Below are 12,701 nucleotides of genomic sequence, written 5' to 3'. Positions count from 1 at the left end.
CCGGCCCCCTGGGGCGCCACTGCTACCTCAGCTGCGGGACCATTTCTGGTTGGCGCCGCCGTTGCAGGTCCAGATCTCCAGCAGGGTGCCGTTGGCGGTGGCGCCGCCCGTGGCGTCGAGGCACTTGCCCGATCCGGTCCCCACGATCGTCCCGTCGGAGTTCACGGTCCACTGCTGGTTGGCGCCGCCGTTGCAGTCGTAGATGTCGACCGCCGTCCCGTCGGCCGTGCCCTGCCCGTTGACGTCGAGGCACTTGGTCCCGTAGACGGTGAGCTGCTTGGCGGAGGTGAGCGTCCATATCTGGTTGGTGCCGCTGTTGCAGTCCCAGAGCTCGGTGACGGTGCCGTTGGCCTGCGTGGCGTTGGGGACGTCGACGCATCGGCTCGACGCCTGCCCCCTGATCGGCCCGGTGCTGCCACCACCCCCGCCGCCGCTTGTCGCGGTGACCGACAGGTTGTCGAACATGTCGGTCTGGTAGCCGACGACGCCCAGTCCGACCTGGCCGCTGGCGTACGAGCTGTCCGAGGCCGAGCCGAGTGCGGCGCCGTCGAGGGTGGCGCTGATCTGGCTGCCGCTGAAGCTGAGCGAGACCGTGTGCCACGTGTTGAGTCCCAGCGAGGCGTGGGTGCCTGAGGCGAGGGTGGTCAGCGTGCCGGAGGTGGTGCTCTTGACGATCGACCAGGCTCCGGTGTTGCTCAACCGCAGCTCGTAGGCCGCCTGGTGCGACTGCGGGCGCAGCTGGGTGTTCGCCCGGCCGAGCAGCGTGACGGTGCCGGCCTGCTGGAGGTTCACGTCGGTACTGACCTTGTAGTTGCTCCAGGAGGTGTCACCGACCAGGCCGAAGGCGTCACTGTCGTCCTGCCATTCGATCGGCCGCGCGGGCGTGACCTGCTGGAGGCACTGGCCGGTCCTGCCCGCGGCGCAGGGGCGTACTTCGAAGGAGCCCTGCATGTCGGAGAAGTACTTCGCCTCGCTGCGGGAGGCGTCGGCGTCATAGGAGTCGGTGTACGGCAGCGCAAGTGGCGCTGCCGCCGGGCCGGCTGCCGTTCCCTTGCCCTGGCCGGTGGTGGTGGTCACCGAGTAGATCCGGTTGGGTTGCAGCGTCAGCGAGTAGCTGCCGCCCGTGGGCGTGATGGCGGACTGCTCGGCGAACCAGTCGGCCGGGTTCGACGAGCCCAGATTGGTGGACCACACGTGGACGGTGCTGGTGTTCAGCCCGCCCGTCACGTTGACGTTCACTGTCTGCGCGGCGCTCGCGCCGGTCGTCTCGTAGATCGTCGAGTAGTCCGTGTTGTTGGTGGACTTCAACGAGATGTAGCTGCCGTTGTTGCGGTTGCCGCCGAGGTAGCCGCTGGCCGAACCGGTCAGGAAGCGCCAGCCGGGCTGGGTGAACTGGGCGACCTGCGCGTTCGCCCACAGGCTTTTGCCGAGCGAGTACGCGCCGGACCACGGTGAGGAGGCCACGGCCAGCGCGTCGGTGTTGAAGGGCAGGTTCGGAGTCAGCGCCGCCACCAGCGGCCAGTTGATGAAGCCGGTCATCTGACCGTCCAGATATCCGCGGGTGATGCTGCGGATGTACGGACCGGAGCCGGTCATGTAGTCCTGCGACCCGAACTCGCTGGCCCAGAGCTGCTTGCCGGACGCCACGGCGTTGGAGCTGGACGAGCACGAGGTGGCGTCGCCCAGGTAGCCGCACGGGTAGTGGGCACCGATCACGCCGACGGCGGACTTGAACGCCGGGTCGCTCTGGGCATCGTCCGCGGCCGCCCAGCCGAAGCTGTCGTCGGCGACGATCTGCACGCCGCTGTATCCGTGGGAGTCGAGGGCCGAGCGCAGGTTCTCGTACCAGGTCTTGTTGTGCCCGCGCTCGTTCCAGCCACCGATGTAACTGATCGGCAGGCCGTGCTGCTTGGCGCAGTCCAGCCACTGGATGTCGTAGTTGATCATGTCCGTCGACCAGAAGTTGCCGCTGCCGATCCAGCCGGGCGCGGTCCAGGGGAGGGCCACCAGCTTGATGTTCGGGTTGCGTGCCACCGCCTGCTCGCCGAGCCAGAACTCGTAGCCCACGTTGCAGTTCACGTCGCCGCGCGCGTGCTCGATGCTCGGCTCGGCGCCGTCGGTCGAGTTGGCGTCGCCGCCGATCTCCAGCTTCAGCAGTTGCACCGCGGCGCCGTAGCCCGGCTTGAACAGGTAGTCCAGTATCTGTGCGCGCTGGGTGGCGGGATAGTCGATGAGCAGCCGGGAGTTGCCGCCGCCGCCGCTGATCGCCCCCACCCCGTCGAACGCCCGTCCGGTGGAACCGCCGTTGACCGTGATCGCCGTGGCCGCCTGGGCCGCGGGGGCGGCCGCCACCACGGTGCCGGCGCCGGCGACGCTGCTGAGGAGGAGCGCCAGCCCGAGACGCAACCATCGTCTGCCGGAGGTCGCTCGGCGCGGTCGCCATCGAGATCTGTCCATCTGCCACCGATCCTTTACTGAGGTGCGGCCCAGGTGGTCGGCCGAGGTGCCTGCGCCGGACCGCCGGTGCCTGTCCAGGTTCTGTTCCAGCGGCCCACGTGGTTGTGAACGCTCCCATGGGCGGGGGTGGGCTGCGGCTGTGGTGTGTGTCGTGGTTGCCCGTCGGCCTGGTGTGCTCTGTGATGGCCGGTGCATCTGGGCTCTCTGTTGCCCGGCGGTGGCCGATCGTAGGAGCGCGGTGAGGGCGGGTCAAGGGTTTTGTCCGACCCTGTTGTTCGACCATGTTTGATTGAGTGCGTTATTGCAGGTCGCTCGCCGCCGACGTTCCCCCGGTACGGTCGGTGCCGGCTCAGCCGCGGCAGGTGCGCCGGCTGCGGCGAGGGTTGACACCGTGTGCCCCCGGGTGCAAAGTGCCGCCGTCGGAGCCGACCCGTTTCCGCAGCCGGCAGCTCCGCCGTCAACGGCTGGACCGTGCACCGGATCCTCGCCAACGGCACCACAACCACACCCCGTTCGCACCGCCGCCGGCCCCTGAGGCGCGGCGGACCCACCTGCGGACCCTGGCAGGGAGCGGCACCAGCCCGGCCGACGGCACCTCTCCTACGGAAAGGAACGCATCAATGAGAACGCGATCGCCAGGGAGCAGGGGCCCAGTCGCAATTGAGCGCAGCGGAAGGAAAGCCGGCCTGGAACGGGCGATGGCCTTTCTCGTATTAGCGCTCAGCCTTTTTCTCGCTGTGACGCAGACGCAGACCGCATCGGCTGCGACCGTGACCAGTTACCCCGGCGCGGTGGCGTACGACACTTCGGGGAACGTGATCCAGGCGCACGGTGAGGGCATCATCAAGGTCGGCAGCACGTACTACTGGCTGGGCGAGGACAAGACCGCAGGGTCGCCGTTCCAGAACATCAAGTGCTATTCCTCGACCGACTTCAAGAACTGGACGTTCGTCCGCAACGTCCTGACCCGGCAGTCCAGTGGTGACCTCGGGCCCAACCGGGTCGTGGAGCGCCCGCACGTGATCTACAACGCCTCGACATCGACGTATGTGATGTACATGCACATCGACAACGCCGGTTACTCCGAGCGGAAGGCGGGCGTCGCCACCAGCACCAGTGTCTGCGGCACCTACACCTACCGCGGCAGCTCCAAGCCGCTGGGCCACGACAGCCTGGACGACAACCTCTTTCTCGACGGCAGCACCGGTTACTTCATGAGCGAGGACCGAACCAACGCGAAGCTGCAGATCTACCAGCTCTCGCCGGACTTTCTCAGCGTGTCCTCTCTGGTCAAGACCCTGAACCAGTACGAGGCGCCGGCCATGGCGAAGATCGGCGGCACCTACTACATCTTCGGCTCGCACCTGACGGGCTGGTCGACCAACGACAACCAGTACGCCACCGCCGGCTCGATCGGCGGCACCTGGTCGTCCTTCAAAAGCTTCGCGCCCGCCGGCACCAACACCTGCAACTCCCAGACCACAGCGATCGTCCCGATCGCCGGTTCCAGTACCACCAGTTACCTCTTCCTCGGCGACCGCTGGAACTCCGGGAACCTCAGCGACTCGCGCTACGTCTGGGAACCGCTGAACGTCAGCGGCACCAACGCCTCGGTCGCCTGCAACGCGTCATGGACCATCGACACGGACACGGGTGTCGTCGGCGGCGCCACCGGCGGTGGCAGCAACGCGCTGCGCGGGGTGGGTTCGAGCCGGTGCCTGGACGTGCCGAACAGCAGCACCGCCAACGCGACCCGGACCGAGATCTGGGACTGCAACGGCGGGGCGAACCAGTCGTGGACCCCGAACTCCGCCAAGGAGCTGGTGGTCTCCAACAGCGGCAAGTGCCTGGAGGCCAATGGCAACGGGACCGCGGCCGGTACGGCTGTCACCATCTACGACTGCAACGGCGGCGCCAACCAGCAGTGGAACCTCAACAGCAACGGCACGATCACCAACGTCCTCTCCGGCCTGTGCCTGGATGTCTCGGGGGGCGCCACCGCCAACGGCGCGCTGGTCGAGCTCTGGACCTGCAACGGCGGCAGCAACCAGCAGTGGACCCGCCAGTAGGCGGGGCCGCGCGGGATCGCCACCGGGAGCCGGTTGGGGGCGCGTTGCTGAAGGTGAAAATGGAACGCGCAGGGGGGATGACGCACCCTCGTCCGGCTGGCTAGGCTCGACCGGGTATGTGGGAGCGCTCCCACTGCCGTCACATCCGGCCTTCACCCCCACCCCGAGGGCCGACCCTCTCCCCCCACGAGAGCACGGAGGACACCTGTGACACCCCCCATCGGCACCCCCGGACCGCCCGAGGCGGCCACGGCCCCCACGCGCGGCCCGCGGCTGCGCAAGGCCACGGCGCTCGGCCTGGCGGCCGGTCTCGCCGCCACCGGTATCGTGCTGGGCACGGAGATCACCGCGGGCGCCGCGGCGCAGGGCAGCATCCCGGCCGGGACCCAGCTCTACAAGGACCCCGACTCCCAGGTCGTCCGCTGGGTCGCCGCCAATTCCGGCGACTCGCGCCAGCCGGTCATCGCCCGGCGGATCGCCAGCCAGCCCCAGGCGATCTGGTTCTCCAACTACCGCCCCTCCACGGTCACCAGCGACGTCAGGACGGTCACAACGGCCGCGGCCGCGGCTGGACAGGTGCCGGTGCTGGCCGTGTACGAGATCCCCAACCGCGACTGCGGCGGCGCCTCCGCCGGCGGCGCGCCGGACCTGTCCTCGTACGACACCTGGGTGCGCAACTTCGCCGCCGGGCTGGGCAGCGGCCGGTCGATCATCGTGCTGGAACCCGACTCCATCGCCCTGACCACCTGCCTGTCCGCGCAGCAGCAGGCCGACCGGTTCGCCTCGCTCTCCCGGGCGGGTGCCGTCATCCACGCGGCGGCCCCCAACGCCAAGGTCTACCTGGACGGGGGCCACTCGGCCTGGAACAGCGCCTCGGAACAGGCCAACCGGTTGCGCAGCGCCGGCATCCTGAGCAACGCCGACGGCCTGTTCACCAACGTCTCCAACTTCAACACCACGGCGAACGAGGTCAACTTCGCCAAGAACGTGCTGGCTTCGCTGGGCAATCCGGCCAATCTGCACGCCGTGGTCGACACCAGCCGCAACGGCAACGGTCCGGCCGGCGGTGGGGCGTGGTGCGACCCGTCCGGCCGGGCGATCGGCACCTACCCCACGACCAACACCGGGGACGCGTCCATCGACGCCTTCCTCTGGGTGAAGCCGCCGGGAGAGGCGGACGGCTGCGCCGGGGCCGCGGGGACCTTCCTGCCGGACGTGGCCTACGCGCTGGCGTCCGCCGGAGCGTCGGATCCCGCCTCGCCCACAGCCACGCCGACCACGACCCCGCCGACGACCACTCCGCCGACGACGACTCCGCCCACGACCACCCCGCCAGCGGGCGCGGCCTGCTCGGTCAGCTACAAGATCGCCAGCGCCTGGACGGGCGGCTTCACCGCGGACGTGACCGTGCGCAACACCGGCAGCACTGCCGTCAACGGCTGGTCGCTCAAGTGGACCTTCCCCGCCGACCAGAAGATCACCAACGCCTGGAACGCCAGGACCAGCCAGTCGGGCACGGCCGTGACCGCCACCGACCTGGGCTACAACGGGGCTGTCCCGGCGGGCGGCTCCACCAACTTCGGCTTCCAGGGGACGGGTTCCAGCACCACCTCGCCCTCCGCGTTCACCCTCAACGGTGGCGCCTGCACCGTGTCCTGACCTGCCCCCGATCGACCGCGGCTGCCGACCCGGGTCCTCCCGGGCCGGGCCGCGGTCGATCCCCACCGAGATCACGCAGAAGCCGTGACCTGCGCACCCGAGAGGAGGGGGAGATGTTAACGCTCACTGTCCGGCGATCCCCGCCCGGCTCGCGGTCCCTGGACCCTTCCGATGCGGAAGGAGGGGAGTACGGCTGTGTCGCGGCCGAACTCCGGCCGCACGGTGGTGCCGGCACGGTGGCATGCCCTGTTAGCGCTCACCCGACCCTCTCACCGGTGGAACTGTCCGGACGCCACCGATCCCACCCGAACTCCCCGAAGGAGTCTCAATGATGAAGTCAAGCCGTTTGCGTGACCGGCGGGGCGGAGGTGAACGTCCGTCCGTCACGCAGCAGTGCCCAGAGCACGCTCGCTCGTCGGCGTGCCAGGGCGATGACGGCCTGGACGTGTTTGCAGCCCTCACCGCGCTTCTTGAGGTAGAAGTCCCGGTTCGGTCCCTCGCGGATGATGCTGGTCTGCGCCGACATGTAGAACACCCTGCGCGGGCGGCGGCTGTAACGCTGGGGCCGGTGCGGGTTGCCGGTGCGGCGACCCGAGTCGCGCGGGACGGGAACCAGCCCGGCCGCCGAGGCCAGATGCCCGTCGTCGGCGTAGGCCGGGAGGTCGCCGGCTGCGACGATGAACTCGGCCCCAAGGATCGGTCCCATACCGGGCAGGGATTCGATGATCTCGGCCTGCGGGTGGGCACGGAACGTCTCACGGATCTGCTTGTCGATCCTCTTCAGCCGGTCGTCCGGGGCCAGGATCTGCGCCGCGAGGTCGGCGACGATCTGCGCGGCGACGCCCTCGCCGGGAAGCGCGGTCTGCTGGGCCTCCGCGGCCTCCAGAGCGGTCGCGGCGACCACGTCGGCGCTGCGGACGCTGCGGTTGGCGAGCCATGCTGCCAGCCGTGCCCGGCCGCGGCGCCGGATGGCTGCCGGGGTCTGGTAACCCGTCAGCAGGACCAGGGCGCCCTTGTGCGCCGAGTAGTCGAAGGCCCGCTCAAGGGCGGGGAAGACACCGGTCAGCACGTCGCGGAGCCTGTTGATCATCCGCACCCGGTCGGCCGCGAGGTCGGACCGGTGGGCGGTCAGCAGGGCCAGATCGGCAGCCGGCTGGGCGGGGACGTCGATCACGGCGAAGTCCCGGCGGTGTCGGGCGGTCTCGGCGATGACGCAGGCGTCGCGGGCATCGGTCTTTGCTTCGCCCCGGTAGGCGCCCGACATGCGGTTGACCGTTCGGCCGGGCACGTAGACGGCCTGCTGACCGTGCGCCGCGAGCAGGGCCGGCAGCAGCGCGGAGGACGTCCCGGAGATGTCCACCGGCCAGTGGACGTGGTCCGCCAGGTTGAGGATCTCGCCGAGCGCGGTCAAGATCGCCGACTCGTCGTTGACGACCTTCTTCGACCACAGTGTCGTGCCGGTCTCGTCGACCACCGCCGCCCAGTGGTGCCCCTTCCCCGCGTCAACGCCCGCCCAGGCCTGGGCCTTTCCATCACTCACCTGCCCCTCCTCGCTCCGCACGGCATGCCGTCGGCCCGAGGAACACCCCGCTGTCATCTCCGTAATCAGCGACCGCACAAAGCGCGCATATCTCAATCAGCAGCCAGGGCGCCCCGGAGAGCCGGGCGGCCACTCCTTCGAAGCCACTGAAGGCAAGCAGACATCAGCCACACCCGGCCCTCCCGGGCCGCCTAACAACTTACGGAGCAGACATGATCGACAGACGCGGCTTCCTCACCGCGAGCGCGGCCGTCTCGGCCGCGGGCGTGCTCGCGGCGTGTGCGAAGAAGAACCCGGCCAAGACGACCGGCTCCGGCAGCGGGAGCAAGCAGATCACCCTCGGCTTCTCCCAGGTGGGGTCGGAGAGCGGTTGGCGCGCGGCCAACACCCAGTCGGTGAAGGAGGCCGCCAAGGCTGCCGGGATCAACCTCAAGTTCTCCGACGCCCAGCAGAAGCAGGAGAACCAGATCTCGGCGATCCGCAGTTACATCGCCCAGAAGGTGGACGTCATCTCGTTCTCCCCAGTGGTGGTCACCGGCTGGGACGCCGTACTGAAGGAGGCGAAGGCCGCCGGGATCCCGGTGATCCTCACCGACCGCTCGGTCGAGACGTCCGACCCCTCGCTCTATGTCACCCTGGTGGGCTCGGACTTCGAGGTCGAGGGGGAGCGGGCCGCGCACCAGTTGGAGAAGGTCCTCGCCGGCCACAAGGGGCCGGTCAAGATCGCGCAGCTCGAGGGCACCACCGGCGCCGCTCCGGCGATCGAGCGGGCCAAGGGCTTCGCCAAGATCATGCACGCGAGCCATCCGGAGTGGACGATCATCGCCAGCCAGACCGGGGACTTCACCAGGGCGGGCGGCAAGCAGGTGATGGCGGCCTTCCTGCAGGCACATTCGGACATCGATGTGCTCTTCTCCCACAACGACGACATGGCCATCGGCGCGATCCAGTCGATCCAGGCGGCCGGCAAGACCCCGGGGACCGACATCAAGATCGTGTCCGTCGACGGTGTGCACGACGGCTTCGTGGCGATGTCGAAGGGGCAGATCAACGCGATCGTCGAGTGCAACCCCCTGCTCGGCCCGCAGCTGATGGATGCCGTCAAGACCGTGCACGCCGGCAAGGGATCCACGCTGCCCCGCTGGATCAAGACCAAGGAGAGCGACTACACGGCGGACCAGGCCGCGGCGGCGCTGCCGGACCGCAAGTACTGACAGCCTCCACGGTTCTCCCGGGCCACGGGGGGAGTCCCGTTCCGCGTCGTGACGAATCCACCAAGGAGCGCTGCCATGGCAGAGCCTCGGCCCATCCTGGAAATGACCGGCATCGTCAAGGAGTTCTCCGGCATACGGGCTCTGTCGGAGGTGGACTTCCGGCTCTTCCCCGGGGAGATCCACGCCCTGCTCGGCGAGAACGGAGCGGGGAAGTCCACCCTCATCAAAGTCCTGACGGGGGTCCACCCGCTCGACGGCGGAACGGTCGTCGTGCGCGGGCGACCGGTCCGGATCACCAGCCCGCTCCAGGCTCAGCAGGCCGGCATCAGCACGGTCTACCAGGAGGTCAACCTCTGCCAGAACCTCTCGGTCGCGGAGAACATCCTGATCGGACACGAACCGGTCCGGGCCGGTCGCATCCGCTGGAAGGAGCTGCGCAGGCAGGCCCTCCAGCTGGTGACCCGGTTCGGTCTCGACCTCGACGTCTCCGCCCCGGTGGGCTCGTACCCGCTGGCCGTACAGCAGTTGGTGGCCATCATCCGTGCGGTCGGTTCCGGGTCCCCGGACGGCGGCGGTGCCGGGACCCGCGTGCTGATACTGGACGAGCCGACGTCCAGCCTCGACCGGGACGAGGTCGAGGTGCTGTTCGGCCTGATGCGGCGGCTGAGGGAGGAAGGGGTGGCGATCGTCTTCGTCTCGCACTTCCTCGACCAGATCTACCAGGTCTGCGACCGGATGACCGTGCTGCGCAACGGCGCCCTGGTGGGCGAGCACCTGGTCGCGGACCTCGACCAGGTGAGCCTGGTCAGGCTGATGATCGGCAAGGACCTGGACCAGCTGGAGGAACTCAGCGACCACCACGCGCAGCCGCGTACGGGCGAGGCGGTACTGAGGGCGCAGGGCGTCTCCCGGACCGGGGGTATCGCCCCGTTCGACCTGGAGGTCCACAGCGGGGAAGTCCTCGGGCTCGCCGGACTCCTCGGTTCAGGACGCACCGAACTCGCCCGGCTGCTGTTCGGCGCCGACACGTCCGACAGCGGCAAGGTGTACATCGACGGACGGCAGGTCGCGTTGCGGGAGCCCAATGACGCGATCGCCCGAGGGGTCGCGTTCCTCTCGGAGAACCGCAGGACCGAGGGCCTGATCCCCGACCTGACCGTGCGGGAGAACGTCATCCTCGCCCTCCAGGCCGCACGCGGCTGGACCCGCCCCGTGCCCGCGTCCCAACGCGACGAACTGGTGGCGAAATACATCGCGGCACTGGACATCCGCCCGGCCGACCCCGAGGCGAAGACCGGCTCGCTGAGCGGCGGCAACCAGCAGAAGGTCCTGCTCGCCCGATGGCTGCTCACCCGTCCGAGGCTGCTCATCCTGGACGAGCCGACTCGGGGGATCGACGTGGGGGCCAAGGCGGAGATCCAGAAGCTGGTCGTGTCGCTGTCGGAGGAGGGCATAGCCGTGGTCTACATATCCGCCGAACTGGAGGAGGTGCTACGGCTCAGCCACACCATGGGCGTTCTCCGTGACCGCCGGCTCGTCGCACGCATGGCCAACGGGCCCGACGTCACCGCCGGGCGGGTCCTGGAGATCATCGCGAGTGGGGAGCACCGGTGAGCCTCAACTCTTTGTGGCGCGCGGCGACACAGCACCGGCTGTTCTGGCCGGTGGCCGCTCTGATAGCGCTGCTCGTGGTCAATGTCCCCTTCACTCCGGGGTTCTTCGAGATCCACGTCAAGAACGGCCACCTCTACGGGAGCCTGGTCTCCATCGTGCTGTTCGGCTCCCCGCTCATCCTCGTGGCGATCGGTATGACCCTGGTGATCGCCACGGGAGGCATCGACCTCTCCGTCGGTGCGGTGGTGGCGATCTCCGGGGCGCTCGCCTGCCTCGTCGTCAGCAAGCAGGACGACCAGAACGCCGTGGCCGGGGTGCTGCTGGCCTTCGCGCTGGCGCTGGCCGTCGCACTGGTGTGCGGCGCCTGGAACGGCCTGCTGGTCGCGCGCCTCGGCATCCAGCCGATCATCGCCACGCTCATCTTGATGGTCGCGGGCCGCGGGATCGCCCAGCTGATCACGGGTGGCCAGATCATCACCGTCAACAGTGACGCGTATTCACTGATCGGCGGCGGCTACTGGCTGGCACTGCCGTTCTCCCTCTTCGTCGTGGCCCTGGTGGTCGCGCTGAGCATGGCGCTCACTCGTCGCACCGCCCTGGGGCTGCTGGTCGAGGCCGTCGGGGGCAACGCGGAGGCCAGCCGTCTGGTGGGCATCAGGTCCCGGCGCATCAAGATCATGGCGTACGTGTTCTGCGGGCTCTGCGCCGGCATCGCCGGCCTGATGATCAGCTCCAACGTCTCCGCGGCCGACGGCAACAACGCGGGACTGTGGATCGAACTCGACGCGATCCTGGCCGTCGTGATCGGCGGCACCCCGCTCACCGGCGGCAGATTCCACCTCGGTGGCACGATCATCGGAGCGCTCATCATCCAGACCCTGACCACCACGATCTACACCATCGGCGTGCCGACCCAGACCAACCTCGTGTTCAAGGCAGTCGTCGTCATCGTCGTCTGCCTGATGCAGTCCCCCCTCTTCCGGGCCAAGGTGTTCGGCGCCCGGCGGCGAGGCCCTGCTCGGAGAAGTCCAGGTGCGCCCGTCGACGCGGCGCAGCAGATGGAGGTGTCGCCGTGAGCGTGATCGACAGTTTCCGACCGAGTACGGAAAGATCCCGGCTGCTGCACGACCGGCGGCTGCCGGTCGGTGTGACAGCCGGTCTGTTCGTGGTCATGTTCGGCTTCGGCGCCTTCCGCTACCAGTCCTACGGATTCCTCGACGGCCAGGTCTTCATGAACCTGTTCATCGACAACGGTTACCTGCTCGCCGCCGCCGTCGGCGCGACCTTCGTCATCCTCACGGGTGGAATCGACCTCTCGGTCGGCTCGATCATCGGGTTCACGACGATGCTGACCGCCTGGCTGGTGGAGAAGCAGGGCCTGCCTCTCCTTCTCGTGGCGCCCATCGCCCTCGGCGTCGGGGCGTTCGGCGGATATCTGATGGGCTATGTGATCCACCACTTCGAGATCGAGCCCTTCATCGTCACGCTGGCGGGACTGTTCTTCTTCCGGGGGCTGTGCCTGGTCATCAGCAAGGAGTCGATATCCATCACCGACCCCACGGTGAACAACCTCGCCCAGACCCACGTTCCGCTGCCCGGCGGAGCCTTCCTCTCGATCGCCGCCGTGATCTCGCTGGCCGTCCTGGCCGTCGCGTTCTACGTGCTGCACTACACGCGGTTCGGCAGGCGGGTGTACGCCATCGGCGGGAACGAGCAGTCGGCGCTCCTGATGGGCCTGCCGGTGGCCGGCACGAAGATCGCCGTCTACACCGTCAGCGGTTTCTGCTCGGCGTTGTCCGGACTGCTGTTCACCCTGTACATCCAGTCCGGTGACCCCTTGCACGCGGTGGGCCTGGAACTTGACGCGATCGCCGCGGTGGTGGTGGGCGGCACGCTGCTCACCGGTGGATCCGGCTACGTGATCGGCACCCTGTTCGGCGTTCTGGTGCTGGGTCTGATCAAGACGCTCATCCAGTTCGAGGGCACCCTCAGCTCCTGGTGGACGAAGATCGCCACGGGAGTGCTGCTCTTCGCCTTCATCCTGATCCAGCGCACCATGACTGCCCGACGCCGCGCCTGAGACCGGTAGCGCCGGCCACCGCACGGTGGCCGGCGCTACCGGTGTGACCGACGCGGGCGGCGCCGGGC

Annotated in this window: 8 protein-coding genes; 6 read left to right on the top strand and 2 right to left on the bottom strand. The window is 68.7% G+C overall.

Annotated features, from left to right (window positions below):
- Positions 1-27: 27 nt before the first annotated feature.
- Positions 28-2,457: a ricin-type beta-trefoil lectin domain protein gene (locus tag OG702_RS04815; RefSeq protein ID WP_327287628.1), complete on the bottom strand. Its 2,430-nt coding sequence runs from the start codon at positions 2,455-2,457 to the stop codon at positions 28-30.
- Between the two features lie 770 nt (positions 2,458-3,227).
- Between OG702_RS04815 and OG702_RS04810 the strand changes: the two genes are divergently transcribed.
- Both OG702_RS04810 and OG702_RS04805 read left to right on the top strand, forming a co-directional pair.
- A complete protein-coding gene (locus OG702_RS04810; protein ID WP_327287627.1) occupies positions 3,228-4,526 on the top strand; it encodes an RICIN domain-containing protein in 1,299 nt (432 codons plus the stop codon).
- 207 nt (positions 4,527-4,733) lie between these two features.
- A complete protein-coding gene (locus OG702_RS04805) occupies positions 4,734-6,185 on the top strand; it encodes a glycoside hydrolase family 6 protein (RefSeq protein ID WP_327287626.1) in 1,452 nt (483 codons plus the stop codon).
- Between the two features lie 337 nt (positions 6,186-6,522).
- Here OG702_RS04805 and OG702_RS04800 read toward each other — a convergent pair whose 3' ends face one another.
- Complete coding sequence (locus OG702_RS04800; RefSeq protein WP_327287625.1) at positions 6,523-7,725, bottom strand: IS110 family transposase; 1,203 nt, start codon at positions 7,723-7,725, stop codon at positions 6,523-6,525.
- 212 nt (positions 7,726-7,937) lie between these two features.
- Between OG702_RS04800 and OG702_RS04795 the strand changes: the two genes are divergently transcribed.
- From OG702_RS04795 to yjfF, 4 genes are all read left to right on the top strand, one after another.
- Positions 7,938-8,939: an ABC transporter substrate-binding protein gene (locus OG702_RS04795; RefSeq protein ID WP_327287624.1), complete on the top strand. Its 1,002-nt coding sequence runs from the start codon at positions 7,938-7,940 to the stop codon at positions 8,937-8,939.
- Positions 8,940-9,014: 75 nt separating this feature from the next.
- Positions 9,015-10,553, top strand: a complete 1,539-nt coding sequence (locus OG702_RS04790) for a sugar ABC transporter ATP-binding protein (protein WP_327287623.1) — start codon at positions 9,015-9,017, stop codon at positions 10,551-10,553.
- A complete protein-coding gene (locus tag OG702_RS04785; RefSeq protein ID WP_327287622.1) occupies positions 10,550-11,629 on the top strand; it encodes an ABC transporter permease in 1,080 nt (359 codons plus the stop codon). The genes OG702_RS04790 and OG702_RS04785 overlap by 4 nt, the downstream gene beginning before the upstream one ends.
- Positions 11,626-12,633, top strand: coding sequence for a galactofuranose ABC transporter, permease protein YjfF (gene yjfF, locus OG702_RS04780; protein ID WP_327287621.1), 1,008 nt, complete (start codon positions 11,626-11,628; stop codon positions 12,631-12,633). The genes OG702_RS04785 and yjfF overlap by 4 nt, the downstream gene beginning before the upstream one ends.
- Positions 12,634-12,701 lie beyond the last annotated feature (68 nt).

The organism is Streptomyces sp. NBC_01198 (assembly GCF_036010485.1).
GTDB lineage: Bacteria > Actinomycetota > Actinomycetes > Streptomycetales > Streptomycetaceae > Actinacidiphila.
Note: the sequence above shows the minus strand (reverse complement) of the source record. Positions and strands in the feature narration are given on the sequence as shown.